Below are 26495 nucleotides of genomic sequence, written 5' to 3'. Positions count from 1 at the left end.
GAAAGGTGCTTTTTATCTCTTTGATATTACTTTATTTGTTTTAAATGTAAGGAAAAAGTTGATTTTTGTCAAGTATTGGTTAAAACTTAGCGGAGCGCGGATTTCAGCAATGAGCAATAAAAAGTATTTTCACGCGTAAAACTTATATAACTAACATTCTGGGTTATGTAACTAAATAAAATGGTATATTTATACCATGAAGTCGGACCACTTAAATTAATTATAAAGACCTCCGAACTGCCAAAGAATTGAATACACGATTTCTTAATTCTGGAGTTGCTCATCATGAATACGCTCACCCCGATTCTTAATCCGCTGACATTACCGAAAGGGGCGGTGCTGAAAAACCGCCTGGTGATGGCCCCGATGACCACCTGTACCGGCTATTACGACGGCGGCGTGACCAGCGATCTCGTTGAGTATTATCGCGTGCGTGCCGGCAGCATCGGCACCGTGATCGTCGAGTGCGCCTTTATCGATAACCGCGGTCCGGCGTTCCCGGGCGCTATCGGCATCGACAGCGACAACAAAATCCCTGGCCTGGCCAGAATCGCGCACGCCATCAAGTCCCAGGGTTCCAAAGCCATTCTGCAGATTTACCACGGCGGCCGCATGGTTGAGCCGGCGCTGATCGGCGGGAAAACCCCGGTCGCGCCCAGCGCTATCGCCGCACCGCGTGAAGGTGCCAGCACCCCGCAGGCGCTGACGGCGGAAGAAGTGGAGGTGATGATCACCAAGTTTGGTGATGCGGTGAACCGCGCCATCAAAGCCGGCTTCGACGGCGTGGAGATCCACGGCGCTAACACCTACCTGATTCAGCAGTTCTACTCGCCTAACTCTAACCAGCGCGACGACAAATGGGGCGGCAGCCGCGACAACCGCGCGCGCTTCCCGCTGGAAGTGCTGGAAATTACCCACAAAATGGCGGAGCGCTTCGCCGCAGCGGATTTCATCATCGGCTATCGCTTCTCGCCGGAAGAGCTGGAAGTGCCCGGTATCCGCTGGGACGACACGCTGTACCTGCTGGAAAAACTGGCGGCGCGCGGGCTGGATTACGTGCACTTCTCTGTCGGCCAGCTGCTGCGTCCGTCGATTGTCGACACCCAGGATCCGACGCCGTTAATCAGCAAATACATTGAACAGCGCTCGGCAACGCTGGCGAAAGTGCCGGTGATTGGCGTTGGCGGCGTGGTGAATAAAGAGGATGCCGAACTGGCGCTGGCCTCGGGCTTCGATCTGGTGGCGATTGGTAAAGCCTGTATTGCCTATCCGGACTGGGCCGATCGCATCATCAAAAACGAGCACATGGATCTGTACATCGACAGCACCAAACGCGAAGCGCTGACCATTCCGGAACCGCTGTGGCGCTTCTCGCTGGTGGATGCGATGATCCGTGACGTCAGCGATGGCCATCGCAAGTACAAAGCCGGCGTTTACCAGGCGAAAGTGGAAGCCGAAGCGCTGAAGCTGAAAATCAACGTAACGCTCGACACCGACCGTATCACCGACATTTCGCTGGTGCCGGATCCTAACCTCGACGTCGATTTCACCAGCACCTTTGAAAGCCTGCGTGAACGTATTCTGGTGGCGAACAGTCCGCACGTCGATGCCATCACCGGTGCTACCACGCAGAGTGAGGCGCTGAAGAAAGCAGTATCGCGCGCGCTCACTACCTCCAGCAAAGAGTATGTGATTGAAGAGGGCGGTAACCCGAATGCGCCGGTCAATTACGATGTGGTGGTGGTTGGTACCGGCGGGGCCGGTCTGGCGGCGGCGATTCAGGCGCACGATGACGGCGCGCGCGTGGTGATCATTGAGAAGATGCCCACCATTGGTGGTAACACCATCAAAGCGTCGGTGGGGATGAACGCGGCGGAAACCCGTTATCAGAAACTGAAAGGCATCGAAGACAGCAAAGAGCTGTTCTACGAGGAAACGCTGAAAGGCGGCAAATTCAAAAACAACCCGGTGCTGCTGCGTGAATTCGTTGAGCGTGCGCCAGAAGCCATTGAGTGGCTGGCGGCGAAAGACATTGAGCTGAGCGATATCACCATCACCGGCGGCATGAGCATTGACCGTACGCACCGTCCGGAAGATCGCTCGGCAGTGGGCGGCTTCCTGATTAGCGGCCTGGTGAAAAACGTTAACCAGCGCAACATCGAAGTGCTGCTGGAAACCTCAGTGGCCGAGATCCTGTTTGAAAACGGTGCGGTGACCGGCGTGAAAGTGGTCGATGAGTACAACGACAGCCGCATCCTGAATGCGAAAAGCGTGATTGTGGCCACCGGTGGCTTCAGTGCCAACCGCGAGATGGTGGTGAAATACCGTCCGGAGCTGGATGGTTTCGTCACCACCAACCACAAAGGCGCCACCGGCAGCGGTATCGCCATGCTGCAGAAAATTGGCGCCGAGACCGTCGACATGGGCGAAATCCAGATTCACCCAACGGTTGAGCAGACCACCTCGTACCTGATTTCCGAAGCGATGCGCGGCGGCGGGGCGATTCTGGTCAGCCAGGCCGGTAAGCGTTTCTACAATGAAATGGAAACCCGTGACAAAGTTTCTGCCGAGATTATCGCGCTGCCGGAAAAAAGCGCGTGGATCGTGTTCGATGAGCAGGTACGTGCCAACAACAAAGCGGCGGACGAATACATCGCCAAAGGCTTTGTGATTAGCGCGCCAACACCTCACGAGCTGGCGGTGAAACTCAACATGGATCAGGAAACGCTGCAAAGCACGCTGGGCCGTTACAATGAGTTTGTGATTAACCAGAAAGACGAAGACTTTGGCCGTGCCACCGCGCTGCGTCATCCGCTCAATCAGGGGCCGTTCTTCGCGATTCGTATCGCACCGGGCGTGCATCACACCATGGGCGGCGTGACCATCAACACCGAGACCGCGGTGCTTGACGCGCAGAAACAGGTGATTCCTGGTGCCTGGGCGGCGGGTGAAGTGGTCGGCGGCATCCACGGTGCGAACCGCATCGGCGGTAACGCCGTCGCCGATATCATTATCTTTGGTATCAAAGCGGGTCGTAATGCCGCTAAACTGGCGTTAGGTAACTAAGCTATCACGATGCCCGCGCCCTGCGGGCATCGTTCTCTTGCGGGGCCACAATGACAAGCGACGCTGGCGTCCATTCCTATTCTGCCGTCCTCATGGGTTCGCCCATTCTGCTTAAACTGTTCGAAGACAATCCCACGCTGGCCAGCCAGGTCTTTCGCCTGATCAAACAGCAGGAAAACCTGTTTACCGTCAACCGCGCCGAATCTGAAGTGATGGCCATTAATCAGGCAGCCGGACGCCGTCCGGTGGTGGTGAGCGCGCCGGTTTTTGCGCTGATTAGCGTGGCGCACGCGGTGAGCATCCTGCCGGACAGCGCGTTTAATTTCACCATCGGTCCGGTGGTGAAACGCTGGAAGATTGGTTTTCAGGGGCGTGAAGTACCGCCCGCAGCGGAGATTGAGACGCTGCTGCGCCTGACCGATCCGCATCAGGTGGTGCTGGATGCTGAACAGCACTCGGTGTTTCTGCCGCTGCCGGGCATGGAGATCGATCTGGGCGCCATCGCGAAAGGCTACATCGCCGATGTGGTGCAGGCATTTCTGCGTCAGCAGGGTGTTGCGCAGGCGCTGATTAATCTCGGTGGCAATGTGCAGACGCTGGGCAGCCCGCCGCATCAGCCGCAGGGCTGGGGTATCGGGCTCAAAAAACCGTTTGGCCGGGACGATGAACTGCTGGGTACGCTGCAGGTGCAGGGCAAATCGGTGGTGACGTCCGGGATTTATGAGCGCTACTTTGAACGCGACGGCCGCTGCTGGCATCACATCTTTGATCCGCGCACCGGCTATCCGCTGGACAATGAGTTATTGAGCGTGACGGTGATTGGCGATCGCTCGCTGGATGGCGATATCTATACCACGCTGCTGTACGGCATGGGCGTAGAGCAGGGGCTGGCGTATCTCGCCGGCCAGCCTGACATCGACGCGGTGTTTGTCACCCGCGATCGGCAGATTATCTGCTCGCCGGCGCGCCATTTCCGCTTCAGCCAGCTGGATTTCAGCTGGCAGCTGCGTCACTGACAGTACTGCTGCAGCAGCGAATGGTACTCCGGCTGCAGGCGATAGCGATACACCGGGCGGCCGGTGGCACCGTAGTGAATGCTGGTGAACAGGATATTAATCTGCGCCAGCCAGATCAGGTATTTGCGACACGAAACGCGCGAAATGTTCACCTCTGCCGCCAGCTCGTCGGTGGAAAACTCATGGCCGGGATGGGCGTCAATCCACTGACACAGCGTGCGCAGCGTCTGCGGCGTTAAGCCTTTCGGCAGCCGTTTGTTGTCGTGCTGGGTGGCCGGGCTGCCGTGCATCAGCAGATCGAGGTCCGACTGCTGATAATAGTGCTGGTTGTCCATCAGCGATTTTTTCTGCCGCCAGCCGGTCAGCGCCTCTTCAAAACGCGGGAACTGGAACGGTTTGATCAGGTAGTCGACTACGCCGTAGTGCAGCGAGGTTTTAATGTTCTCCGCGTCGGCCGCTGACGAAATGATGATCACTTCTACTGAACTCTGCGCCTGGCGCAGCTCCGGCAGCAGATCGAGCCCGTTCTCCTGCTGCATATAGATATCCAGCAGCACCAGGTCGATAGGCGTTTCGCTATTAAACAGGAACTCGCGCGCCTGCTGCAGCGTTGCGGCGGTACCCACGCAGTGAAAGCCCGGCACCTGGCCGATAAAGCTGCGGTTCAGCTCGGCCACCATGGCGTCATCGTCGACCACTAACACGTTAATCATGCGGTTTGGTTCCTCCATCCCACGGAAGTTGGACTAAAAATTGGGTGAACACGCCGGGCTCGGACTCCACGCTGACGCTGCCGCCGAGGTGCTCCGTCTGCTGTTTCAGCAGGAACAGGCCGACCCCGCGATCCTCGCCTTTGGTGGAGAAGCCCTTGTCGAACACGGTTGCCAGATGCTGCGGCGCAATGCCCGGTCCGTCATCGCTCACTTCACAGGTCAGCCAGCCGTTCTGGTAGTGCAGCATGACGTGGATTTCGCCCTCGGTCTGCTCGCTCATCGCATCCAGCGCATTCTCCACCAGGTTGCCGACCACGGTGATCAGCGCCGCCATTTGCTGCTCGTTGCCGCTGTCCGGCAGGTAACTGGCATCGCTGATGGTCAGGCGATGGCCGCAATCAGAGGCGCGGTTAATTTTGCTGAGCAGAAAACCGGCAATCACCGGTGATTTGATCTTCTCCAGCAGGAAGCCGATTTCCGTCTGATAGTTATTAGCGGTCTTCAGAATATAGGCTTCTACCTGCGCATAATTTTTCATATGCAGCAGGCCGAGGATCACGTGCAGCTTATTCATGAACTCGTGCGAGCGCTCACGCAGGGCATCAACATAGTTTACCATGCCGGTCAGACGCTGCATCAGCTGGCTGATTTCGGTCTTGTCCCTGAAGGTGCAGACCGCGCCGATAATGCGTCCCTGACTGCGCACCGGCACGGTGTTGCTCAGCAGTAGACGGCCATTGACGTTGAGCTCCTCATCACGCCGTGCGCGACCGCCGTTGAGCACTTCCTGCAGATGCTGGTCGATCACCGAGGCATCATAAATGCGCGCGGTACTCACTACGCTGCTGCCCATTTTATCGCTCAGCAGCTGGCGCGCCGCCTGATTGACCAGCGTCACCTCGCCCCGATCGTCCATCGCCACCACGCCTTCCTTGACGGAGTTAAGGATCGCCTGGCGCTGCTCAAACAGGGTGGAAATTTCGTATGGCTCGAGGCCGAACAGGATGCGCTTCAGCACGCGCACCAGAATAAAGGTGCCAACCGCGCCGGCAAAAGTGCCGATCAGAATGGTCCACAGAATGCTCCAGCGACTCTGGTTGATCTGGTCGGTGACCGCCTCCAGCGAGATGCCGATAGCCACCACGCCAATCTGCCGCTGCTGGGCGTCATACACCGGGGTAAACACGCGCAGCGATTTGGCCAGCGAGCCCTGATTCACGGAGACATTCTCGTTGCCGCGCAGCGCCGGTTCGATGTCCGGGCCGATAAAGTGTTTGCCCACCAGCTCCGGATTCCGGTGTGAGTAGCGGATGCCATCCATGTTGGTGATGCTGATAAACAGCAGATGGTTGCTCTCTTCCACCGCTTTGGCGATGGGCTGGATAGCGGCCCGGTCGGGCGGCAGGCGCAGCGCCTGCTGAATTTCGGGGGATTTCGCCAGCGTGCGCGCCACCGCCATGGCTTTATCCTCCAGCTGGCTGCGCGTCGCGGCGCCAATCTGGAAGAAATAAAACATGTGTACGCTCAGCAGCACCAGCACAATCACCGCGCTGAGCATCAGCGTTACCAGGGTGTTGAGCTTCATCGGTCGCCTGCGCACCGGCGTGGCTTGCTGTGGTGAGATCATGGTCGTGCTCTGCGGAAAACGGGGGGCTATTATGACGGATAATCCGCAGCGGGTCGCGCTAAATGCAGGAAGGCCGTCAGCGATGACGACCTTCCGTGGGGGAGAGCGGGCGGGTTAGGCCTGTTTCACCCGGTTCGCGAAGCTTTTACGCAGTTTCTGCAGCTTCGGCGGGATCACCGCCAGGCAGTAACCGTTGCGCTGACCCGCGCCATCCCAGTAATCCTGATGATAATCTTCTGCCGGATACCAGGCTTTCAGCGGCTCGATAGTGGTCACCACCGGCTCGCTGTGATCTTCCTGCGCGCGGGCAATCGCCGCAATCGCTTCGGCTTCCTGCTCCGCGTTAGCCGGGAAAATCGCCGAACGGTACTGGGTGCCGACATCATTACCCTGACGGTTCAGCTGGGTGGGATCGTGGGTGGCAAAGCTGATGTCCAGCAGATCGCCGTAGCTCACCTTCTCCGGATCGAAGCCTACGCGAATCGCTTCGGCGTGGCCGGTCGCGCCGCTGCACACCTGCTCGTAGGTGGGATTAGGACGTTCACCGCCGGTGTAACCACTTTCGACTGACTCGACGCCAATCACATCTTTGAATACTGCTTCGGTGCACCAGAAACAGCCACCCGCGATAATCGCATATTCGGTTGCCATTGTTTTACTCCTGTCAGGGCGAAAGCGTTAGAGTGGGGGTTCAGCACGCTGAATTCAAGCCGCTTTCTGTTAACATTTCTGGCACAACCTTGCGCGGCTTGGCCCGTAGCGTCTTGCCATTGCGCGCAGACGATCTGCGCCGCACGGGTGCAGCATTGATGCAAACGCCAGCCGATCTGCCAGCGGCACTTTTACCTGCGCGATAAAACGTTATTCAGCGGTGAGATGTCGTGGTTTATTTTGCGTGTAATAGCCCGGCGGATCCGAAGCAGATAATATTCTTGTTTGAATAGAATAACGCGGCTCAGCTGAGCCGCATCAGGTAAATGACTTTCTGTCGGTGTGGATTAACGGATACTCCAGTAATCTACAATATCGCTATTATTAAAAGTGATATAGAGTCTATTACCGTGTATTTCAGTATTCCCACTACGTTTATCTGCCATTTTGCCTGCCGTAGAGGATACTTCACTTGCTGAGTTTGCCATACCTAACGCGCCGGATACGGCTCCCGCTCCCGGGATGTAGCCCAGCAGCGAAGAGGCGCTGCTGTAATCCGCATTTTTCTCGTAAATCCAGGTAGTGCCCTGAGAGGATTTTTGATTATCATCCGGGACACCATAAAGCTGCTGCACTTCCGCCTTGGTGGTTTTCCCTTCTTTAATGTGTGACTGAACGTAGGTCGCGCTGTATTTATCCTCACCCCCCGTCGACGAACATCCACTTAACAGGATAACGAGCATCACCATCAAACCCATAAGGTTAATTTTCATTTTTCCCTCTTTGTAAGTTTATTGTAAAGTCCAGATTTAAATATCACGGCCTTAATGGTTGCGCAATATTATAATGGTGCGCTTTATCTCATTTTGCTGATGCGGTAATTTTAATTATGGCTAACCTTTTGATATGGATTTGTTTTTGTTGTGATGCGCCGGCAATAAATTTTCATTGATTTTAAAATAGCGTCGGCCATTTAGGGCAGTGAAGTTTAAGCATTAAGTGCTGTATTCGTCAGCACCCGATATTGATCAATTATCTGTAAATTAATTTCATCATTAATCGCGTATCGATTGGTGTGAATTATCAATTTCCTCTCCCGCCGCCTTGCGATTATTCCGAGTAGCGTGACAGGTTCAGGGTCGCCGCGGGAGAGAGGTTAAGTCACTTTGCCTTCACGCGCGGCACGTCACTAATACGCGTGGTGTAAGCCGGAGACAGCATGTCGCGTTTCATCGCCCAGGGTTTCTGGATGCCCTGACCGGCAAACCACAAGGCACCGCGCTGGTGGGCGTTGATCTTATCCATCAGCGCCATCAGCTGATCGCTGTTACGGCGCGGCTGATAGTCAGCAAACAGATCAAACTGTGCCACCCCGTCGCTGAAGAAGTCGCCCAGCATCACGCCGCCTTTCAGGTAGCGTTTGCCGGGGATCCAGATGCGATCCAGGCAGTTGAGCGTGGCCTGAATAATGTCGCGGCTGTCGGCGGTAGGGGTAATTAGCGTCTGGCTGGCGGCGTTGGCATAGTAGGGCTGATGCGGATCGTGCGGGCTGGTGCGGATAAAGGTGCCGATGTAGCGGCAATACTGGCGCTCGCTGCGCAGTTTCTCCGCTGCGCGTGCCGCATAGCTGGCGATGGCTTCGCGCATATCCTGATAATCGGTAATGCGATCGCCAAACGAGCGCGAGCAGAGGATATTTTGCCGGTGCGGAATCACCTCTTCAAACGCCAGGCAGGGTTCGCCGCGCAACTCGCGCACGGTGCGCTCCAGCACCACGCCGAAATGCTTGCGGATCAGCGCAGTGGGGGTCTCCGCCAGCTGCAGAGCGGTTTGAATGCCCATCAGGTTCAGCTTGCTGGATAAACGGCGGCCGACGCCCCACACTTCCTCTACGCCCACCCGCTGCATCAGGCCGCGCTGGCGTGCCGGATCAGAGAGGTCCATGACGTTTTCGGCTTTGGTCCAGCGTTTGGCCGCCCAGTTAGCCAGCTTGGCGAGGGTTTTCGTTGGCGCGATGCCGACGCCCACTTTCAGGTGCGTCTCTTTCCACAGGCAGTCACGTACCTGCTGTCCAAAGCGCGTCAGCGAGGTGTAGCCTTCAATTCCGCTGACATCAAGAAAGGCCTCATCAATCGAATAGACGTCTACGCGCGGCGCCAGCCGGTCGAGCGTCTCCATCACGCGCGCCGACATGTTGCCGTACAGCGCATAGTTAGATGAAAACACCACCACCTGATGACGCATCAGCTCGTCGCGATGTTTAAACCAGGGCGCACCCATTTTGATGCCGAGCGCCTTCGCTTCGCGGCTCAGCGAGATAATACAGCCATCGTTGTTTGACAGCACCACGATCGGCCTGCCGCGCAGATCCGGGCGAAACACGGTTTCGCAGCTGGCGTAGAAAGAGTTTACGTCGACCAATGCATACATCATCGGCATCCTGAAAATACTGTATATAAAAACAGTATAGGTCAGATGCAGTAAAAATGAGAAGCAGAAATCGATCTGTCCGGCCAGGTTGCTGGTGGGGGAAAAGAACAGGGTGGGTACAGACATCAGGACGAAAAAAACGGCGTTCCCGTCAGGGGAAACGCCGTGGGCCAGGGGCCAGTTACTGCGCGAGAAAAAAACGTGTCACTGCCTGGTCTGACTGAACGTCAGGGCGCCTTCTTGCTGCCCGCTTCTGCTCCGGTAATCGGATCGATCAGCGGATCGGACGCGGTGCGTGCGGCCAGCGCGTCAATGTCGCGCTGCTCATCCGGCGACAGCGTCACAGAAGGCAGACCATCGCCGCCATCCACCGCCGGTTGCGGATCGGCCACATAATCGAAGTTGTCATCGGAGTTCCAGCTACCACGCACGTCATCACCTTCTGACATGTTGTAGTAGTTGTGCGCATACTGCTCAATTGGCGGCAGCTTGCCCGGTGGGAAGTTGTCGCGAATGGAGTACAGCGCTTTCTCAAACGAAAGCTGGTGCGCGGCTTCACGCGTCATCAGGAAGCCTAACGCATCCTTAACGCCGACATCGTCAGTGACGTTGATCAGGCGTTCATAGATGATTTTGGCGCGCGCTTCGGCGGCGATATTTGAACGCAGATCGGCCGTCACTTCCCCGATAGTATCCACGTAAGCCGCGGTCCACGGCACGCCGCCGGAGTTGGTCAGCGGTGGGCCACCGCCGTAAAGAATCGAAGTCAGATGGCTATCGTTACCGGCACCCGTGATTGAGCGATACAGTTCGCCTTCCTCTTCAGTGCCTTCGGCCAGCTTGCCTTTGGCACCTTTATTAAGCATGCCAACCAGCGAGCCGATAATCTCAAGATGGCTGAGCTCTTCGGTAGCGATATCCATCAGCAGGTCGCGGCGTCCTAAATCCTCATCGCCGAGGCCCTGGGTAAAATAGCGCATGGCCGCAGCCAGTTCGCCCTGCGGACCGCCAAACTGCTCTAACAGCAGATTGGCCAGGCCCGGGTTCGGCGCACTGACGCGCACCGTGTACTGCAGTTTCTTAACGTGTCGAAACATAGCTCACCTCAAAAAGTCTCTTACGAAAAGAGAAAATCAGCGTTTCGCTTTCGCGTCCGGGTCTTCGCTGCGCAGCAGGAACTGATCGGTCAGTTCAGGCATGTGCGTTAACATCCAGTCCGCCATCGCGATCTCCTGTTCACAGATCTGTTTGAGAATGGCCACGCTCTCCTGATCCCCGGCACGCGTGGCGGCGCTGATCAGGCTGGTGTAACTGCCAATCTCGGCATTCTCGAACACGTAGCCGCTGATAGCGCCTTTCACCACTTCGTCTTCCGCGAAGGTACCGCCAAACGCCTGGCCCATGGCGGCCATTTTCCCCATCACGTCTTTTACACTGGAGTGGGAAATACCGTGGCGGTCGAGAATGGATTCCAGCAGAGACTGCTGCTGACGGGTTTCTTCGATATGCTGCTCAATGCGGGCCCGCAGCTGCGGGTAGTTTTCCAGGCGTTTTGCCATCTGCTCGAGCATGGTTTCGGCCTGTTTTTCCATGGCGTGAGCGTCGCGCAGCCAGTCGTGATAATGCGAAAGTGCGGATGTGGTCGTCATATCTACCTCCGTTGTACGGCAGTCGCGTTACTGTTTTTCCGCGATATCCGTGAGTTTTTCATCGGTGGATTTTTCTTCTGCCAGCGTGGCAGCCAGCAACTCTGCGGCCTGGTTCAGCTCCAGCTTTTTCGCCATGGCCACCAGCGTGCCGTAAGTGGCAATTTCGTAGTGCTCAACCTTCTGCGCTGCGCCGATCAGGCCAGCATCGCGCACCGGGCCGGCTTCGGTGGATTCAATCAGCTCCTGCGCTTCTTCGACCAGGCCTTCCAGCGCGTGGCACTTCATACGCATGATGCGCAGCTCATCGTGGCTCTCTACGACCTGATCGAGGCGCTCAATTTGTCCCTGGGTCTCTTCCAGATGTTGCTGAAAAGCGTTTTTTAAACTTTCATCGGAGGCTGCCCGGACCAGTTTGGGTAACGCACGGGTGATCTGTTTCTCCGCGCTGTAAACGTCCGAAAGATCGTGAATAAAAAGATCGAGTAGCGATTTAACTTTCATGGAATATTCTCCGAATCGGTGATTAACGGGAGGCTGAAGCCATTAAGTGATAACGCGATTAAGAGAGGGAATGAAACGAAGCAATAAATCCCTGTCATCCTGTTGATGACGGAGCATTCCCTGCTCCGAGACATTCCTTACTCTGCGTTACAGCGCATCAGGAATCGCGATGGCTATTCTGTCCGCCTTTTTTGCCGGCTTCGGACGCTTTCTCACGGTCGTTTTTGAAATTACCGCCGCTGTTTTGTCCGCCTTTTTTACCCGCTTCAGATGCTTTCTCTTTGTCTTCTGCGAAATTACCTGAACCGCCTCTATGCTCTGTCATACTATTACCTCGTGATGAGTAATAAATAACATGACGCATCTGCCGCCATGCATGTTTTGCACACTTAATACTAATGCACCTTAGGCCACTCACAAGCGGGACGGTTATATTTTTCACGCCTCGCTAACGCTATATTAATGAGAAGGCTGGAGATTGTGGTGTAAAATAACCACGCTATTTTTAGCGAGCCGGTCCATATTACGGTCTCGCTTTTAACCTGCCTGATGATTATTTATGCTCAACACATTTTCCTCCGGTGGGAATTTTATCCGCCCGGCTTATTTATTTACGTTTAATCATTGAACGGCGAAGCGGCGCTAAATAGCGTCGAGCAGACGGTTCAATTCCGCCAGACTAAAAAGGGTTGCTTTGCGCACCACTTCTTCACCTTCACCTGAAAACCATTGCCGGCTGGTGTGCACGCTGCCATCTGCCAGACACCATGCAAACCACACGGTGCCGGCTGGCGTGCCGTCCTCACCGCCGTCCGGGCCGGCATAGCCACTGACGGCAATAGCCAGCGTATCCCCGGAGAGCTTTTTCGCGCCGCAGGCCATCTCCCGTACCGCGGCTTCACTGACGGCAGTATCATGCGCCAGCGTCTCCGCGCTGACGCCCAGCACGCGCTGCTTCGCCTGATTGGTGTAAGTAATAAAGCCGCTGCTGTAAAAGCGGCTACTGTCGCTGGCCGCCGCCAGCGCGGAACCGACCCAGCCAGAGGTGCAGGATTCGGCGGTGGTGACGCTCAGGCCGGCGGCCAGTAATTTATTACCCACTTCGGTCGCTAAGTTAACCAGTTCTTCATCCATATTCTTTATTCCTTGTCAGAGTAAAATTAATAAACGCCGTCTCTGGCGCTGCTCACAGGCATTGCCAGTGATATGCATCCGAATTATAGGCGTAATTGCTGCACCGCTGCTTAGCCGAATTAAACTGTTACCGAGGATCCCGGCGTTTACCGCTAAGCTTAAAATTCAGGACGAAGAGGAAATAACCGTAGCGATAAGATGTCAGCTAATTAACTGTAAGAGGAATAACGCCATGAAGAAAGATGAGTTAGCCAGCCGTGATTATCCGGTACAGGAGGATATGCGCTGGCAACGCAGGGAGAGCGTTATACAGCGTATCGGTGAATACGTGCTGATAGTGATTGTGATCCTGGGTGCCTGCGGGCTGTTTTCCAAAGGCATATTAAGTGACGGGCAGGCGCAGTCGGCTGATGGTTCCGTCAGCCTGCGCTATGAACGTTTTGGTCGCATCGACAGCAATATGAACCTGCGGATTCGCGTGGCACCGCAGAGCGGCGAACGTTTCACCGTCACGCTGGGCAGCGGCGCGTTAGACGATTTGCAGATCCAGACGCTACAGCCACAGCCACAACAGGCCATTACGCGGGATAACACGCTGCAGCTGACTTACGCCGGCGAGGCGGCAGAAGGTCATGTGATCTGGCTGGGGATTCAGCCGCAGGCGGCGGGGCGGGTGGCGCTGAGTGTGCACGTCAATCATCAGGTACCGGTAAAGGTATCGCAGTGGATTTACCCGTAAAAGGAGAACGTTATGGAAACGGTATTACGCGCAGCCGCCATTTATCTGTTGTTAATGGTGGTATTTAAAATTGCCGGTCGACGCACGCTGCTGCAAATGACCTCATTCGATTTGATTCTGCTGCTGATTATTAGCGAAGCCACACAGCAGGCGTTGCTGGGTGATGACTTTTCCGTTACCGGTGCCAGCCTCACCATCATTACCTTAATCACCATTGATATTGTGCTGGGCAAACTCAAAGCGCGCTTTCCGCTATTCGAACAAATGGCGGAGGGAGGGCCGCTGATTCTGGTGGAACATGGCCGGATATTAACGCAGCGGCTAAAAATGTCGGGCATCAGTCGGGAAGATATCCTCGAAGCCGCCCGTTCAGGGCAGGGGCTGGAACGCATCGATCAAATTAAATACGCGGTGCTGGAAGTCAGCGGTCATATTTCCATCATCCCGGAAAATTCAGATAAAACTGAAAAATAGCAAGAATCTCTCAATAGTTGTTTGTGATGTGGATCACATTTTTGTTAATTAATTGATTTTATACCACTAAAATTATTTTGTACAAGTTTGAGAAAAAAATCTTTACAAGCAACCCGCTATAAGCGCAGCGGTGAAAATAACCATTTGCGCATGGCTTTTTGTCAGCGCAAATATGCATATTAAATGTTGTTTTATCTCCAATCCCATCCATATTGTTTCTGTGTGGAGATATTCTGTCGTTTAACTGCTTAATTATTTTAATCAATGGGGTGACATATGACACAACGACGTGGTGGTGCAGGTAATTTTGCAGAAAATACCGAGCGTGCTCGCGAAGCGGGTAAAAAAGGCGGCAGCGTCAGCAGCGGGAATTTTAAAAACTGTCCGGAAAGGGCAGTAGAAGCGGGCAGGCGCGGTGGAAAAGTGAGTCGCCGCGGCAAAACCGCAGCGGCGGAAGCTTAAACTGCCTTCTTTAAGGTAAATGCAGTCAGCGTAATCCTTAAGCTGCCATGCAGGCAGTCTTAATATCGCTAACGCAGCGGCGCAATTCAGGGAGTGAACCATTGCGCCGCACGCATTTTATATTATCAGCGGCCGCGCCGCAGGGTACTAAAGAATGAGATGCGGCAGTGCACATTAAGCGCAACGGCTGCAACCAGCAGTAACGGTTATTAGCGCGAGAGGAAATAAGCGACAGGCAGATTTGATAGCACTGATAATGACGCGATACGCCAGCGACTCATTATTTGTGTGGACCTGATCGGGCAGCGGCGATGTTAAAAAATTTCACTTTATGCTCGGTTTAATAACTTTTCGGTAGCACTTTTTGCAACAAAAATCCCTCATTCAGTTGTTTATCCTCTTGTACAGATTTTGAAAAACTTGTACAACTTAGCCAGAACATTTTTCTGACAACTTAATGTTAACGGGAGTCACTTATGCGCCAGAACGGATACACTCCGAACTCAGTCGAGGCGATTGCCAACTATTTTAGCAAAGCCACGCTGCCTTCGCAGCAGGAGACGCTGGGCCAGGTCGTGGTCGAAATCCTGCGTGAAGGCCGTAATCTGAACCGTAAATCGCTGTGTACTAAGCTGTTGCGTCGTCTGGAGCTCGCTTCTACTACGGAAGAAGAGCACCACTATCACCAGCTGATTGGCCTGCTGTTTGAGCGTGAAAGCTGAGAGCGAAGCGAAAGCGTCCAGGTTGTACACACGAAAACGCCATTCTGATAACGTATCACTGCATGTATGACTTGTGACGGGCTGTATCGCGCCGCGGCATAGCGGCGCTGTTTTTCTGTCGCGTTCCCGGTTGGGGCAGGCAGCATGCAGAGATTTATTATGATATGAACAGAAGCGAACACCAGACTCTTATTGATGAGATCATCGGCGAAGCGGCGTTAACGCTGCTGCAGCGCTCCGGGCCGGTCACCACCCAGGCGTTGCTGGATGAGCTCCACATTATGCAGCAACAGGCCAGCGATGATGCGCAGGCGGCTGCGATTCGCACGGCAATCGATGAAGTCCGGTCGAGCATGACGGCTGGACAAAAGCGGCGTGGCGAACAACCGGATCGCGATAACGTGCATCCGCTTTTTGGCCACAACGGTCAGGCTGGCGGCAGCCGCAAGCATTAACTGACCGTTAAATTATGATCTGACTGTATTGCTCACAGTACGGGAAAAGAACGATGTCGGAGAATCACTCTCTCTATTCTGCGCTGCCGGACACGGAACTGGCGGCGCATTTTCGCGATGCCGGAGTGGCATTGAGTGAAGAAGCCGCGGTACTGAATGATATCATTCGTAGCGTACTGGCCAGTGAAGGCCGCGTCAGTAACAAATCCATCATTCTTTGTCTGATTATGGCGCTGGAAGCGACACAGGATGAAGCGCAGGCAAGTGTGCTGCGCAGAACGCTGGAAATTGTAGTGGGTTATACGCCAGACGACGCCTGACGCAGAGGTCCCCGCGCAGGCGGGGATCGGTTCAGTGCATAAGATCTGCCAGTAGCCTTATTGCGGCATCGCAGCGATGCCGGAAATCCTCATCACGCGCGTCAGCTTTCATCGTGTGCAGCACCTGCGTCACGTCATGTATCCTGAACACGCTACCTTCCCTGATAAATTCCGTCACCGCGATGCCTATCAGCGCATACAGATCCGGTGCAGGACGGTTAACTTGTTTCACGTCACCTCCGGGACTTGTATATCCGTACAGTGTTGCACAGGTGATAACAACCCAACACCTTTTTCTGCTGTCAGTGAAAATGGCACAGGTTATTCGTCAGACAGATTGCCAGGCGTTATCACGCTGCGCGAATAGTAATACGCTGCTGTAGCAGATTCATGCAACTAAAAAATGGTTGAGCGTGCCGATAACTCTATTTTAGCGCTGCGCTTATTGCGCCCGGTACATTCACCGACACGCTGCGCGGCGGGCGGGAATTATCGCGCCTGCTGCGACCGAGGTTAAATTTATGCAGCCAGCTGCGGTACTGTCTGATTAATTCCTGTGCATTTTTTTCGTCACTGGCGCGACAAATAAACAGCTGGCTCATGGTCTGGTGCTCAGCCGCCGTGGCGTAGATCTCGCAGGTCATCTCGCGTTGCTGCAGTTCAATCGCCGTAAAATGTAACTGCGGCCACTGCTGCAGTCGGTTAGCGAACATTTTATAGTCCATTTTAGGATCCTTTTATTTTTCTATTTTCTACTGGTATTACCTGTAAAAGGCACAATAGACCAAAAGTGAAAAAGCGCCAGTTTTGCGGGTCACGACCCATTAAATAGTGCACAAAATGAAAAAAATATTTACGTGTACAGCTTTTACCGCTGCGCTTATATTTGCGTGAAAGATTGAATAAGCGCAGCGGCTAATAGCGACAGTGCAGAAATACCGTCTGGCTCGCAGCATCGCCTATCCTCTATTAGGGTTAACTGATGGCTAACCAAAGGAGAAGAGGGCATGACCAATCCGAGTGCCGCCGATGAACTGGCGCTGATCGATCGCTACTGGCGCGCCGCCAATTATCTGTCCGTCGGGCAAATCTACCTGATGGCCAACCCGCTGTTACGCGAACCACTGCAGCCCGGGCATATCAAGCCGCGACTGCTTGGCCACTGGGGCACGACGCCCGGCCTGAACTTTATCTATGCGCACCTCAACCGCATCATCCGCCAGCGCGAGGTGGATCTGCTGTACGTCTGCGGTCCGGGGCACGGCGGACCGGGCATGGTGGCGAATAGCTGGCTCGAAGGCAGTTACAGCGAAATCTATCCGCACGTCAGTGAAGATGCTGCAGGCATGCAGCGCCTGTTTAAGCAGTTTTCATTTCCTGGCGGCATTCCCAGCCATGCGGCACCAGAAACGCCGGGCTCGATTAACGAAGGCGGCGAGCTGGGCTATTCGCTGTCGCATGCGTTTGGCGCGGTTTTCGATCATCCGCAGCTGATCGTACCCTGCGTGATTGGTGACGGCGAAGCCGAAACCGGGCCGCTTGCCGCCAGCTGGCACGGCATCAAATTCCTCAATCCGCAGCGTGATGGTGCAGTGCTACCCATTCTGCATCTGAACGGCTACAAAATTGCCAACCCGACGCTGCTGGGGCGCAGCAGTGATGACGATCTGCAGCAGCTGTTCAGCGGTTACGGTTATGAGCCGCTGTTTGTCTGCGGGCACGAGCCGGCCGACATGCACCAGCAGATGGCGGCAGCGCTGGATAACGCGTTTGATAAGATTGCCGCTTATCAGCAGCAGGCGCGCAGCGGGCAGACAGAGCAGGCGATCCCGCGCTGGCCGATGATTGTACTGCGCAGCCCGAAGGGCTGGACCGGCCCGAAAGAGGTGGACGGTAAAAAGGTGGAAGATTTCTGGCGTGCGCATCAGGTGCCGGTGGCGGCATGTCGCGAAGACGCGTCGCATCGGCAGGTGTTAGAGCAGTGGCTGCGCAGCTATCAGCCGGAAGATCTGTTTGACGAGGCGGGTAAACTCAGGCCGGAACTGCGTGCGCTGGCGCCGCAGGGGGATAAACGCATGAGCGCCTCACCCTATGCCAACGGCGGACGGCTGCGCCGCACGCTCAACACGCCGGACATCCGCGAGTTTGCGCTCGACACCGGCGCGCCGGGCAGCCAGCGCGGCGAAGCCACTAAACAGTTCGGCCACTACCTCAGCGCGATTTTTCAGCGCAACGCCGATAACTTCCGGCTGTTCGGGCCAGATGAGACCGCCTCGAATCGCCTGACGCCGGTCTTTGACGTCACCAGCCGCAGCTGGATGGCGGACATCGAACCGTATGATGAGCAGCTGGCGCGTGACGGCCGGGTGATGGAAATTCTCAGCGAGCACCAGTGTCAGGGCTGGCTGGAGGGCTATCTGCTGACCGGACGACACGGGCTGTTTAACTGTTATGAAGCCTTTATCCATATTGTCGACTCGATGTTTAACCAGCACGCCAAATGGCTAAAGGTGACGCGCAAACTGGGCTGGCGCCAGCCGATCTCCTCGCTCAACTATCTGTTGTCTTCACACGTCTGGCGCCAGGATCACAACGGATACAGCCATCAGGATCCCGGTTTTATCGATCACGTGGCGAACAAAAAGGCGGATATCGTGCGCATCTATCTGCCACCGGACGCGAACACCCTGCTGTGGGTGGGTGATCACTGTCTACGCACCTGGGATCGCATCAACGTGATTGTCGCTGGCAAGCAGCCGTCACCGCAGTGGCTGGACATCGACAGCGCCATTGCCCACTGTGAGGCGGGTATGGGCGAATGGCGCTGGGCGAGCGATGACGGCGAGCCGGACGTGGTGATGGCCTGCGCCGGCGATGTGCCCACCATGGAGACGCTGGCGGCGGTGGATCTGCTGCGAAACTATCTGCCCACGCTGCGCATTCGCGTAGTCAACGTGGTGGATCTGCTGGCGCTGCAGACGCAGCAGCAGCACCCGCACGGCAAGTCGGAAGAGGATTTCGATGCGCTGTTTACCCGCGACAAACCGGTAATTTTCGCCTTTCATGGCTATCCCAGCCTGATTCATCGTCTGACCTATCAGCGCAGCAATCACGCCAATTTCCACGTGCACGGATTCAACGAAGAGGGCACCACCACCACGCCGTTTGATATGACGGTGCTCAACGAGCTCGACCGCTATCATCTGGCGCAGGCGGCAATTTTGCACGTGCCGGGCCTGGCCGATCGCCATCCTGAACTGCTCGACGACCTGCAGCAGCGCATCGCGGAGCACCATCGCTATGTGCGCGAATACGGTGAAGACGTGCCGGAAGTACGTAACTGGCTGTGGCCGGGCTAACCCGACCCGGGCGCAAAAAAAAACCGCCTGAAAAGGCGGTTTATGGTTTATTCGGCCTGTTTATCCCCGGATTCAGGCGCGCTGGTTTCGTCATCTTTCGGCTTCTGGTCGGGGCTGTTTTTACGCGGATCGTAATCCGGCTGGTCGCCGTGAACGGGACGATCGGTCATTGTATACTCCTTAACGGTTACCATGTGAACCCGCGCCACCGTTGCCAGCTGCGCGGATGTAAAGGGTGGCTGCGCGGCTCAGCCCGGAACATTCTGCCGCTTCTCTGTGTGCTGAGGTTTCCCCATAGCCAGTGCGCTGGCGCTGGCCGGATCGAACAGCGACAGGCTTTCAATCTGGTCGACCATCAGCACCTTACGGAACTCCAGCGCGCTTTTGGGTTTGGAGACAAAGCTAATCTCGTGCTGGTGATACCAGCGACTGTAGTTATGCTCAATCGCCAGATTCAGCGTGCGCGAATCGCGGTAGCCGCTGAGCATCGGAATCAGCACGATATTGGCGGTGCTGGGATATTCAAAGGTGGCAGCGTGAATCATGCCGATGTAGATACGGCGCGATTTCAGCGTGACCCATGCCAGTTCGCCTTCTTCCATGCAGTGCAGCAGCAGTTGTTCAATACCGTTAGAGCGGGACAGGCGCTGATATAGCTCTTTGCGACTGCCGGCGGTCAGCCGCGCGCTGCCGGCATTGGAACGATACACACAAAACAGCACGGCAAACGCCAGCATGATCACCACCGGTGCCTGAATGCCGAGAAAACTCCATGTCATGAAATCGACGTGCCAGCGCGCATGGAGATCGGCAGACAGCGCCAGGCTGTTATTGATGGCCGAGGCCGCCAGCAGTAGCAGCCAGACCAGGCCGGTGGCGACCACGCCCTGAACGACAAAAATGCAGCCGTACAGCGCAATGAGAAAATAGACGTCCCAGCCAAAGGATCGTTTTATTTTCAGGCGGCTGGACATATCGCGACTGGTGTACCAGTAGCCGCAGACCATCAGCACCATAAATATCGCGGTTCCCATCAGATATCCTTTAAGCGCTTAATATGATCGGCGAAGTCCTGCTGTACCTGTGGACTGAGGGGATTAACCGAAGCGTTACCGTCTTCGTCAATAATAATCCGGTCACCTTCCTGAATGGATTCACGAATATCCTGGCGGCTCATCACCTGCAGTAATGATTCCGGACTGGAAAAAAGAGAGGTAAAATAGCGCAATATCACGTCAGGCTGTTCCTGTAAGGCAATAAATAGTTAATTGATCATATAACGTTTTCTGCCAGATTCAGGCGGTTTCAGAGTTATCTGTTAAACGTGAGGAAAGTCAGCGCAGGGTAAGACAATAATCCGGTGGGTAACGGCGCGCTCCCTGCGCCATGGCCGCCTCATCCTGTGCTGGCCGGCTAATCACGAGCCGCGATTGCTGCTCTGACCGCCTTTTTTACCGGCTTCGGACGCTTTTTCGCGGTCGTTTTTAAAGTTGCCGCCGCTGTGCTGTCCGCCTTTTTTACCGGCTTCTGATGCTTTCTGTTTATCTTCTGCGAAATTACCTGAACCGCCTCGATGCTGAGTCATAATATATCCTCTTCATGAGTAATAAATAACATGACGTTGTTGCGCTGTCATGTGCGTGTTGCGTATTTAATACTAATCGCTGGTGCTATTTCTGCAAGCGTGACGGCGCATAAAAAGGGCGTTTTTATTCTTTATCTTAGTTTGTTGAAATAACGATAATTCTGCGCTGTCGCTGCGCTTATTTAAAACTTTTGCGGCGGTGAAGTAATAAAATGAAACACTCCAGTGCACCCAATCGGCCGGGCCAGACAGTTGACCCGGCGCCGTGAGCCACGCTAAATAACCATGCCTAAAATCTGCAGGATGCTCTGCTGCGAAGCAGTAATAAAAGGAATGTCTTTGATGTGCTGCATGCCAAAGGCTTCATAGAATTTGCGTGCGCGCACGTTCTCGCCCATCACTTCCAGCCACAGATAGCCTTCCTGCTTATCGCGCGCGGCGTGGATAATGCTTTCGAACATGCGCCGGCCATAGTTTTTACCGGTTTCCTGCGGATTGAGGTAGAGCTTATTCAGCTGGGCACCGCTCATGCCGGAGTCCGGTACCGGCGTGTTCCAGGTCACTTTGGCAAAGCCGATGGGTTTGTTGGTTTCGGCAATCAGCCAGCTTTCGTTGGGCGCCACCAGGCTGCTGCGCAGTTCGGCCAGGCCGTACTCTTTATCGATGAATTCATCCAGCTCGGCTTCGGATACCCACATATGTTTGAAGTGGGCGCTGTAGGTCATGCGCCCCAGCTGATGCAGCAGTTCGGCATCATCAGGCTGCGCGTTGCGTATGGTGAATTCCATGCCAGTCTTCCTTCAGTTTTTATGTTTTATCCTGCGTTACGGCAGAGTGGGGGTGTCAGCGGGCATCCTGCCCGTACAGGTGACCCGTCATTATGCGCGAATCAAACCGGGTGTCATCCCTTTTACGGTAAGGATGATGGCTGAATGTCTTGATTTTTTAACAGGAAAGAAGGCAGGCGCAGGATGTCCAGCGGGCTGAACATCCTGGTTGAGGCGGGTGGCGCGAATTAAAAGCCGTAGCTGGTGAGGCGATGGTAAAAATCCATGTGGTTTTTACACCCCAGCTTGCGTGAGATGGTGTTCTTGTAGTGGCTGATGGTCTTATTGCTGAGGTGCAGCGCATGCCCGATCTCCGTCATGCGGCGCGGACCCGCCAGCCAGCGCAGCAGCGTGAACTCGCGCTCGGTCAGCACATCGGCGTTGCCGTGCGGTGCGGCGACGGCGGCAACGTTTTCCGGCGTCAGCACCGCACTGACCAGCGTCGCCAGCGGGCATTTTTTACTCAGGATCCGCGCTTTCTTCAGGTGGCGAGCCACGTAATTCAGTACGGCTTCATCGCTGATGTCGGTGAGAATCACCAGCTCGACGCCCGGTGTTTTGAGCTGCATCAGCAGCAGACTACGCAGCGTCTCTTCCAGGTTTTTACTGGCAAAATGCAGTTCGCTGATCACCACGTTACGCCCGCGTCCGGTAGGGAGCGGGTCATCCGGCGAGGTGAGCGTCAGGCAGCTTATCATCTGCCCGGAAAAGTAGAGGCGCAGACCTTCCGTAATCCAGCGGTCGCTATCCATAGTGAAGATGTTCAGCATTGTTTCCTCCTGTGCTCGCGGTTAACCCATTTGAACGGAAACCGCGCAGAGCCGATATCAGACGGCCTGCGTCAGGTTGTAGGAAAAGGCTGAGAAATGTCTGGGATGGCTGAGCTGCAGGGGGACAACAGGCAAGCTGGTTTCTGATGAATGAAGCAAAAGCGGTGCGGTGGCGAACCGGGGAGATCGCCCGGGATGATGTCAGCCGCCACTGTTGCTCTGCCATTTCATTTTCCTGTCATTTTTAGTCTTTAGGGTGTCAGCTCCTCTGTATGGACATGAATAATATGAAAAGAAAAACGCTTTCCCTGATTCTCGGTTGTACCCTCTCGTTATCCACGCTGGCGGCGCAGCCGCCAACCGAACACTATAGCGTCACTTTTCCTCAGGGGACGCGCGTCAGCTACAGCGGTGCGTTCGCCAGCGCGTTTCCGGAGGGTTTGCCGGTAGGCATCGGTTCCGGTTTGCTGTTTACCGGCAGGCAGGGGGATACGCTCAACTTTGTGACCGTCACCGATCGCGGACCGAACGCCGACTCGCCTGACATGGGTAAACAGGAATCGAAAATTTTCGTCACGCCGGACTTCGCGCCGCTGCTGATGAATATCCAGGTGAAGAACGGCAAAGCGCAGGCGACGGACGCCCGACCGCTGCACGACGCAAAGGGCAATATTAACGGCCTGCCGCTGCAGAATGACGTCATCGGGTCAACCAATGAGATCGCGCTAAGCGATAAGTTGCACGTGCTGCAGGGCGATAACCGGGGTCTGGATACGGAAGGCATTACGCTGGACGGGAAGGGCGGATACTGGCTGTGCGATGAGTATGGTCCGTTCCTGATTAACGTTGATAAGCAGGGCAGGATTCTGGCGATTCACGGGCCGCAGGCCATGGAAGGGGAAAAATCGATCGCGGGTGGTCTGCCGAACGTTCTTAAATGGCGCCAGCCAAATCGTGGCTTTGAAGGGATCACGCGCATGCCGGATGGACGCATCATCGCCGCGGTGCAGAGTACGCTGGATATCAACGGGAAAAGTAAAAAGCAGGCACGCTTTACCCGCCTGGTGAGCTTCGATCCGGCCACCGGGAAAACCGCGATGTATGGTTACCCTATCGACAGTGAGGCGTACAGTAAAAACAGCGACGCGAAAATTGGCGATATCGTGGCGATCGATAATCAGCACATCCTGCTGATTGAGCAGGGCAGCGACAAAGACGACGCGATGCGTAACCTTATCTATAAGGTGGATCTCAGTCAGGCCACCGATCTGGCCACATTCGATAAGGCCGGTGACTACCCGGAGTTTGACGACGCAAAAACGCTGGCGCAGCGCGGCATCGTGCTGGCAACGAAAACGCGGGTGGTGGATCTGCGTCAACTCGGCTGGCAGCAGGAGAAGGCCGAAGGGCTGGCGCTGATCGACAGCAACACGCTGGCGGTCATCAATGACAATGACTTCGGCGTGAAAATGGTGCTGCAAAATCCGGTGGAAGGTAAGAAGCGCAAGGATTATCGGGTCAACGATCAGGGGAAGCTGACGGTAGATGATAAGCCGGTTGCCACCACCATCAGCGTGAAGCCGCTGGATAAAGCCAGCTCGGACAGTGAGTTGTTTATCATAACGCTGGCGGAACCGCTGCAACCCTAGAGGCTGCCGTGCTGGCGCAGAACACCGGTGCCAGCACGAAAATGCCAAAGGCTGAATGACCCCCCGTTGTGTCATCGGGGAGGTCATCGTGGTCACAAGTTTAAGATGAGGTACATGCTTTAGCCTTTATATGGCCCCTCATAGCAGGGCCATGGTTTAGGCTTTGAGCCTATAGATGCATGATGTTACCGTCTGCCCGGACGCTGTCGTGACATCGACCGGCACGCGTTGGTACTATCAGGGCCCTTTATGGACCCTGGGCAGTATGGCGACGGAGGCTGCCATACGGGGCGAAGGGGTAGCTCTTGGACGCAGTGTGCTGATTGCAGATGATGTCGCAGCGGGCAGGCTGGTTGTTCCGTTTCCGCAATACAAACTCAAGGCTGAGCGGGGATACGATTTAGTTTATCGCCCGCATAATCGTGATTCATTTAAATTACAAATTTTAAAACAATGGCTCTTTGCAGAAATTGGCCTGAAGAAAGATTAAAGAGATTTTAAGGAAAGTCCCGCTTTGTGCTGTGAGTTCAACCGATGGATGCAACACATTGGTTAAAACGCTCTGCGACAAGCAGCCATAACAACCTCACGCGTTGCGCGGGTGAGTAAACCCACCCGGTCAGTGGCCTTAATGATCAAAGACCATCATCAAGGTTTTGGCCCTGCCAGATATTCAACTGCCCGGCGCAGAACCGATTCCGCCGGCGCGTTACTTCAGGTCCAAAGCGGCCATCACTGCTGCTACTTCTGCCACCTCTGCGGCCGATAAGGGTAACAGGGGACGAGGCAGACAGTCGGCATCGGTCAGCCCCAGTATGCCTGCTGCCGCTGCGATCACGCGGATACTTCCGCCATGCTTACGGAACAGATCCCATAAAGGTTGCAGGCGGTGAGTTAGGGCAGTAACGCGTTCAGCATCGTTAATGGCTGCGGCCTGCGTAATTTGTTTAGCGGTTTCCGGGAAGATACCGCCGCAAACGGAATACCAGACTTCGCAACCGGCATTCAGCCCCAGCCCGGCACTGGCGTCACCACTAATACCCAGGGTCACGTCAGGACGAAGATGTTGTCGTAATGCAGCGACGCGTTCAGCTGCAGCGATGGGGGTATCCGGTACTCCCGGAATTTTAATTGAGCGAATCCCTTTTAGTGACGACAGCTGCCCAAGCAGTTCGTCGGTAAAGCGGAAATGCGTGGTGCGGGGGTTGTCATAAACACAAACCGGTACTGAAGCATGGCGGGTAACCGTCTCAAAGAGGGCATACACCTCTTCATCACGCAGCGGCTGGTAACTCATCGCCGGCAGCAGCAGCGCAGCAGCGCCTGCGGACTGCGCATCTTCAACCAGATGCAGTACGGCATCGGTGCTGATAGCACCCACGCAAACCATCACGGGAATCTCCCCGGCAACCTGACACGCCAGCGTTGCGCTGCGTTTGCGCTGTTCCCTGCTCAGATAAGCATAGCTGCCGGTTGAACCCAGAACACCCAAAGAATCGACACGGGCTGCCGTCAGGCGAGCCAGGATCTTCGTGAATCCCTGTTCATCGACACCACGCGCGGTGACAGGCGTTAACGGGAAAGCAGACAAGCCGGTGAACATGCAGAGTCTCCAGAACTGAGTTAAAGGCGTTACTCGCCGATGAGGGTGACGTTACACTGCCGTCCGGGCATCATTTCTTCCAGGCCGTTGGTCAGCATCTTTCCTGCTTCATGCAGCTGATCGAGCGGCATCTGCGGCAGACTTTCCAGAATAAACCACATGTGTTGCGCTTCAACGCTTAAGCGAGTCCTGATTCCCTGCCGCCAGTTCCAGCGACGGCAGGTTACGCCGGCATCATCACACCAGACGACTTCGCCAGGCGCAGGATATTCCACCGCCATAACCCCTTCTTTCATGGTATCAAAGGGTTCCGTGCCTGTTGCCACCGTCAGGCGAGGTGCGCCCTGGTACGCGGCAATATTTTCTCCCCCTACGGGCACGGCATAACGCAGACTGACAGCGTTATAAAGATCAACGACCGGATCGAGCGCGGGCAGGGTGCCATCGCGAAGCACGCGTTTGCGTAGCGCATCAGCAGAACAGGGCGTGCGTTTGGGTTTGGCACCAAATCTCTGAAACACATCGGCCCATGCGGCCAGATGGGATTCAGCCCAGGCGGGGGAATCTGACAGCACCGCCTCACAGGCCGCCTTCAGTGCCGTTACCCCGACGTGCGGATTCACGACAGGCGCTGCCTGTACACTGATGCTGAGTGCCCGAAAACCGGGGGCGATTTGATAGACTTCAGGGGAAATTGACGCAGATACGATTAACACGCGATAATCCTGTAATGACCATTTTAT

The 26495-nt window shown here is 55.3% G+C and carries 31 protein-coding genes; 11 read left to right on the top strand and 20 right to left on the bottom strand.

Annotated features, from left to right (window positions below):
* Positions 1–285 precede the first annotated feature (285 nt).
* A complete protein-coding gene (locus F3I21_RS03125; protein ID WP_021506341.1) occupies positions 286–3066 on the top strand; it encodes a flavocytochrome c in 2781 nt (926 codons plus the stop codon).
* Positions 3067–3116: 50 nt separating this feature from the next.
* Positions 3117–4082: an FAD:protein FMN transferase gene (locus tag F3I21_RS03120; RefSeq protein ID WP_150058278.1), complete on the top strand. Its 966-nt coding sequence runs from the start codon at positions 3117–3119 to the stop codon at positions 4080–4082.
* Here the strand turns inward: F3I21_RS03120 and dcuR are convergent.
* From dcuR to F3I21_RS03070, 10 genes are all read right to left on the bottom strand, one after another.
* Entirely contained in the window at positions 4076–4795 is a 720-nt protein-coding gene (gene dcuR / locus F3I21_RS03115; protein ID WP_021506339.1) for a two-component system response regulator DcuR, read from the bottom strand. The genes F3I21_RS03120 and dcuR overlap by 7 nt on opposite strands.
* The gene (locus F3I21_RS03110; protein ID WP_150058276.1) at positions 4788–6422 is read right to left on the bottom strand and encodes a sensor histidine kinase; all 1635 of its coding nucleotides are present in this window, start codon (positions 6420–6422) and stop codon (positions 4788–4790) included. The genes dcuR and F3I21_RS03110 overlap by 8 nt, the downstream gene beginning before the upstream one ends.
* A 114-nt stretch (positions 6423–6536) precedes the next feature.
* Entirely contained in the window at positions 6537–7073 is a 537-nt protein-coding gene (gene msrA, locus F3I21_RS03105) for a peptide-methionine (S)-S-oxide reductase MsrA (protein WP_059010355.1), read from the bottom strand.
* 347 nt (positions 7074–7420) lie between these two features.
* Positions 7421–7846 carry a hypothetical protein gene (locus F3I21_RS03100; protein ID WP_223815622.1) on the bottom strand — a complete coding sequence of 142 codons (426 nt, stop codon included), beginning with the start codon at positions 7844–7846 and terminating at the stop codon, positions 7421–7423.
* A 388-nt stretch (positions 7847–8234) separates the two neighbouring features.
* Positions 8235–9503, bottom strand: coding sequence for a translesion error-prone DNA polymerase V subunit UmuC (gene umuC, locus F3I21_RS03095; RefSeq protein ID WP_150058564.1), 1269 nt, complete (start codon positions 9501–9503; stop codon positions 8235–8237).
* A 227-nt stretch (positions 9504–9730) separates the two neighbouring features.
* Positions 9731–10600, bottom strand: coding sequence for a manganese catalase family protein (locus F3I21_RS03090; RefSeq protein ID WP_058757631.1), 870 nt, complete (start codon positions 10598–10600; stop codon positions 9731–9733).
* A 36-nt stretch (positions 10601–10636) separates the two neighbouring features.
* Positions 10637–11152 (bottom strand): ferritin-like domain-containing protein, encoded by a 516-nt coding sequence (locus F3I21_RS03085; RefSeq protein WP_021506332.1) that lies wholly within the window; start codon positions 11150–11152, stop codon positions 10637–10639.
* 27 nt (positions 11153–11179) lie between these two features.
* Positions 11180–11653 (bottom strand): ferritin-like domain-containing protein, encoded by a 474-nt coding sequence (locus F3I21_RS03080; RefSeq protein ID WP_021506331.1) that lies wholly within the window; start codon positions 11651–11653, stop codon positions 11180–11182.
* Positions 11654–11810: 157 nt separating this feature from the next.
* Positions 11811–11978: a general stress protein gene (locus F3I21_RS03075; protein WP_021506330.1), complete on the bottom strand. Its 168-nt coding sequence runs from the start codon at positions 11976–11978 to the stop codon at positions 11811–11813.
* 317 nt (positions 11979–12295) lie between these two features.
* Positions 12296–12787: a nicotinamide-nucleotide amidohydrolase family protein gene (locus tag F3I21_RS03070; protein WP_150058274.1), complete on the bottom strand. Its 492-nt coding sequence runs from the start codon at positions 12785–12787 to the stop codon at positions 12296–12298.
* A gap of 232 nt (positions 12788–13019) precedes the next feature.
* Between F3I21_RS03070 and F3I21_RS03065 the strand changes: the two genes are divergently transcribed.
* From F3I21_RS03065 to F3I21_RS03040, 6 genes are all read left to right on the top strand, one after another.
* The gene (locus tag F3I21_RS03065) at positions 13020–13526 is read left to right on the top strand and encodes a hypothetical protein (protein WP_104186837.1); all 507 of its coding nucleotides are present in this window, start codon (positions 13020–13022) and stop codon (positions 13524–13526) included.
* 12 nt (positions 13527–13538) lie between these two features.
* On the top strand, positions 13539–14000 hold the full coding sequence (locus F3I21_RS03060) for a DUF421 domain-containing protein (RefSeq protein WP_021506327.1): 462 nt from the start codon (positions 13539–13541) through the stop codon (positions 13998–14000).
* Positions 14001–14276: 276 nt separating this feature from the next.
* Entirely contained in the window at positions 14277–14462 is a 186-nt protein-coding gene (locus F3I21_RS03055; protein ID WP_071813571.1) for a general stress protein, read from the top strand.
* A 476-nt stretch (positions 14463–14938) separates the two neighbouring features.
* On the top strand, positions 14939–15184 hold the full coding sequence (gene ycgZ, locus F3I21_RS03050) for a regulatory protein YcgZ (RefSeq protein ID WP_021506325.1): 246 nt from the start codon (positions 14939–14941) through the stop codon (positions 15182–15184).
* Positions 15185–15348: 164 nt separating this feature from the next.
* Positions 15349–15639, top strand: a complete 291-nt coding sequence (locus F3I21_RS03045) for a hypothetical protein (RefSeq protein ID WP_021506324.1) — start codon at positions 15349–15351, stop codon at positions 15637–15639.
* A 53-nt stretch (positions 15640–15692) separates the two neighbouring features.
* On the top strand, positions 15693–15959 hold the full coding sequence (locus F3I21_RS03040; protein WP_058757637.1) for a biofilm development regulator YmgB/AriR family protein: 267 nt from the start codon (positions 15693–15695) through the stop codon (positions 15957–15959).
* Positions 15960–15990: 31 nt separating this feature from the next.
* Here the strand turns inward: F3I21_RS03040 and F3I21_RS03035 are convergent, their stop codons facing one another.
* A complete protein-coding gene (locus F3I21_RS03035) occupies positions 15991–16191 on the bottom strand; it encodes a hypothetical protein (RefSeq protein ID WP_021506322.1) in 201 nt (66 codons plus the stop codon).
* Between the two features lie 193 nt (positions 16192–16384).
* A complete protein-coding gene (locus tag F3I21_RS03030) occupies positions 16385–16684 on the bottom strand; it encodes a hypothetical protein (RefSeq protein WP_072208616.1) in 300 nt (99 codons plus the stop codon).
* Positions 16685–16966: 282 nt separating this feature from the next.
* On the opposite strand from F3I21_RS03030, the gene F3I21_RS03025 reads away from it, so the two are divergent.
* Positions 16967–19318, top strand: a complete 2352-nt coding sequence (locus F3I21_RS03025) for a phosphoketolase (protein ID WP_150058272.1) — start codon at positions 16967–16969, stop codon at positions 19316–19318.
* Positions 19319–19365: 47 nt separating this feature from the next.
* On the opposite strand, the gene F3I21_RS23495 is transcribed toward F3I21_RS03025, so the two are convergent.
* The 6 genes from F3I21_RS23495 to F3I21_RS03000 all read right to left on the bottom strand — a co-directional run bounded on the left by F3I21_RS23495 (position 19366) and on the right by F3I21_RS03000 (position 22500).
* Complete coding sequence (locus F3I21_RS23495) at positions 19366–19488, bottom strand: hypothetical protein (RefSeq protein WP_255412066.1); 123 nt, start codon at positions 19486–19488, stop codon at positions 19366–19368.
* Positions 19489–19566: 78 nt separating this feature from the next.
* Positions 19567–20352 carry a hypothetical protein gene (locus F3I21_RS03020; protein WP_141495534.1) on the bottom strand — a complete coding sequence of 262 codons (786 nt, stop codon included), beginning with the start codon at positions 20350–20352 and terminating at the stop codon, positions 19567–19569.
* Complete coding sequence (locus F3I21_RS03015) at positions 20352–20549, bottom strand: hypothetical protein (protein WP_031279223.1); 198 nt, start codon at positions 20547–20549, stop codon at positions 20352–20354. Before F3I21_RS03015 ends, F3I21_RS03020 begins: the two co-directional genes overlap by 1 nt.
* Before the next feature lie 186 nt (positions 20550–20735).
* Complete coding sequence (locus tag F3I21_RS03010) at positions 20736–20903, bottom strand: general stress protein (protein ID WP_021506316.1); 168 nt, start codon at positions 20901–20903, stop codon at positions 20736–20738.
* A gap of 275 nt (positions 20904–21178) precedes the next feature.
* Entirely contained in the window at positions 21179–21691 is a 513-nt protein-coding gene (locus F3I21_RS03005) for a GNAT family N-acetyltransferase (protein WP_021506315.1), read from the bottom strand.
* Between the two features lie 227 nt (positions 21692–21918).
* Positions 21919–22500, bottom strand: coding sequence for a LuxR C-terminal-related transcriptional regulator (locus tag F3I21_RS03000; RefSeq protein ID WP_150058270.1), 582 nt, complete (start codon positions 22498–22500; stop codon positions 21919–21921).
* 287 nt (positions 22501–22787) lie between these two features.
* Between F3I21_RS03000 and F3I21_RS02995 the strand changes: the two genes are divergently transcribed.
* Together F3I21_RS02995 and F3I21_RS02990 are read left to right on the top strand one after the other, a co-directional pair.
* Complete coding sequence (locus tag F3I21_RS02995; RefSeq protein WP_150058268.1) at positions 22788–24149, top strand: esterase-like activity of phytase family protein; 1362 nt, start codon at positions 22788–22790, stop codon at positions 24147–24149.
* A 175-nt stretch (positions 24150–24324) separates the two neighbouring features.
* Positions 24325–24639 carry a hypothetical protein gene (locus F3I21_RS02990; RefSeq protein WP_223815620.1) on the top strand — a complete coding sequence of 105 codons (315 nt, stop codon included), beginning with the start codon at positions 24325–24327 and terminating at the stop codon, positions 24637–24639.
* A gap of 219 nt (positions 24640–24858) precedes the next feature.
* Here F3I21_RS02990 and F3I21_RS02985 read toward each other — a convergent pair whose 3' ends face one another.
* Both F3I21_RS02985 and F3I21_RS02980 read right to left on the bottom strand, forming a co-directional pair.
* The gene (locus F3I21_RS02985; protein WP_150058266.1) at positions 24859–25752 is read right to left on the bottom strand and encodes a dihydrodipicolinate synthase family protein; all 894 of its coding nucleotides are present in this window, start codon (positions 25750–25752) and stop codon (positions 24859–24861) included.
* A 29-nt stretch (positions 25753–25781) separates the two neighbouring features.
* A complete protein-coding gene (locus F3I21_RS02980; RefSeq protein WP_141495616.1) occupies positions 25782–26468 on the bottom strand; it encodes a B3/4 domain-containing protein in 687 nt (228 codons plus the stop codon).
* Positions 26469–26495: the final 27 nt, after the last annotated feature.

It is taken from the genome of Pantoea sp. B_9, assembly GCF_008632015.1.
GTDB classification, from domain to species: domain Bacteria; phylum Pseudomonadota; class Gammaproteobacteria; order Enterobacterales; family Enterobacteriaceae; genus Pantoea; species Pantoea dispersa.
Note: the sequence above shows the minus strand (reverse complement) of the source record. Positions and strands in the feature narration are given on the sequence as shown.

Coding starts and splice junctions, on each gene's coding strand:
- F3I21_RS03125 (WP_021506341.1), top strand. CDS start 286: ATGAATACGCTCACCCCGATTCTTAATCCGCTGACATTACCGAAAGGG.
- F3I21_RS03120 (WP_150058278.1), top strand. CDS start 3,117: ATGACAAGCGACGCTGGCGTCCATTCCTATTCTGCCGTCCTCATGGGT.
- dcuR (WP_021506339.1), bottom strand. CDS start 4,795: ATGATTAACGTGTTAGTGGTCGACGATGACGCCATGGTGGCCGAGCTG.
- F3I21_RS03110 (WP_150058276.1), bottom strand. CDS start 6,422: ATGATCTCACCACAGCAAGCCACGCCGGTGCGCAGGCGACCGATGAAG.
- msrA (WP_059010355.1), bottom strand. CDS start 7,073: ATGGCAACCGAATATGCGATTATCGCGGGTGGCTGTTTCTGGTGCACC.
- F3I21_RS03100 (WP_223815622.1), bottom strand. CDS start 7,846: ATGAAAATTAACCTTATGGGTTTGATGGTGATGCTCGTTATCCTGTTA.
- umuC (WP_150058564.1), bottom strand. CDS start 9,503: ATGTATGCATTGGTCGACGTAAACTCTTTCTACGCCAGCTGCGAAACC.
- F3I21_RS03090 (WP_058757631.1), bottom strand. CDS start 10,600: ATGTTTCGACACGTTAAGAAACTGCAGTACACGGTGCGCGTCAGTGCG.
- F3I21_RS03085 (WP_021506332.1), bottom strand. CDS start 11,152: ATGACGACCACATCCGCACTTTCGCATTATCACGACTGGCTGCGCGAC.
- F3I21_RS03080 (WP_021506331.1), bottom strand. CDS start 11,653: ATGAAAGTTAAATCGCTACTCGATCTTTTTATTCACGATCTTTCGGAC.
- F3I21_RS03075 (WP_021506330.1), bottom strand. CDS start 11,978: ATGACAGAGCATAGAGGCGGTTCAGGTAATTTCGCAGAAGACAAAGAG.
- F3I21_RS03070 (WP_150058274.1), bottom strand. CDS start 12,787: ATGGATGAAGAACTGGTTAACTTAGCGACCGAAGTGGGTAATAAATTA.
- F3I21_RS03065 (WP_104186837.1), top strand. CDS start 13,020: ATGAAGAAAGATGAGTTAGCCAGCCGTGATTATCCGGTACAGGAGGAT.
- F3I21_RS03060 (WP_021506327.1), top strand. CDS start 13,539: ATGGAAACGGTATTACGCGCAGCCGCCATTTATCTGTTGTTAATGGTG.
- F3I21_RS03055 (WP_071813571.1), top strand. CDS start 14,277: ATGACACAACGACGTGGTGGTGCAGGTAATTTTGCAGAAAATACCGAG.
- ycgZ (WP_021506325.1), top strand. CDS start 14,939: ATGCGCCAGAACGGATACACTCCGAACTCAGTCGAGGCGATTGCCAAC.
- F3I21_RS03045 (WP_021506324.1), top strand. CDS start 15,349: ATGAACAGAAGCGAACACCAGACTCTTATTGATGAGATCATCGGCGAA.
- F3I21_RS03040 (WP_058757637.1), top strand. CDS start 15,693: ATGTCGGAGAATCACTCTCTCTATTCTGCGCTGCCGGACACGGAACTG.
- F3I21_RS03030 (WP_072208616.1), bottom strand. CDS start 16,684: ATGGACTATAAAATGTTCGCTAACCGACTGCAGCAGTGGCCGCAGTTA.
- F3I21_RS03025 (WP_150058272.1), top strand. CDS start 16,967: ATGACCAATCCGAGTGCCGCCGATGAACTGGCGCTGATCGATCGCTAC.
- F3I21_RS23495 (WP_255412066.1), bottom strand. CDS start 19,488: ATGACCGATCGTCCCGTTCACGGCGACCAGCCGGATTACGATCCGCGT.
- F3I21_RS03020 (WP_141495534.1), bottom strand. CDS start 20,352: ATGGGAACCGCGATATTTATGGTGCTGATGGTCTGCGGCTACTGGTAC.
- F3I21_RS03010 (WP_021506316.1), bottom strand. CDS start 20,903: ATGACTCAGCATCGAGGCGGTTCAGGTAATTTCGCAGAAGATAAACAG.
- F3I21_RS03005 (WP_021506315.1), bottom strand. CDS start 21,691: ATGGAATTCACCATACGCAACGCGCAGCCTGATGATGCCGAACTGCTG.
- F3I21_RS03000 (WP_150058270.1), bottom strand. CDS start 22,500: ATGCTGAACATCTTCACTATGGATAGCGACCGCTGGATTACGGAAGGT.
- F3I21_RS02995 (WP_150058268.1), top strand. CDS start 22,788: ATGAAAAGAAAAACGCTTTCCCTGATTCTCGGTTGTACCCTCTCGTTA.
- F3I21_RS02990 (WP_223815620.1), top strand. CDS start 24,325: ATGCATGATGTTACCGTCTGCCCGGACGCTGTCGTGACATCGACCGGC.
- F3I21_RS02985 (WP_150058266.1), bottom strand. CDS start 25,752: ATGTTCACCGGCTTGTCTGCTTTCCCGTTAACGCCTGTCACCGCGCGT.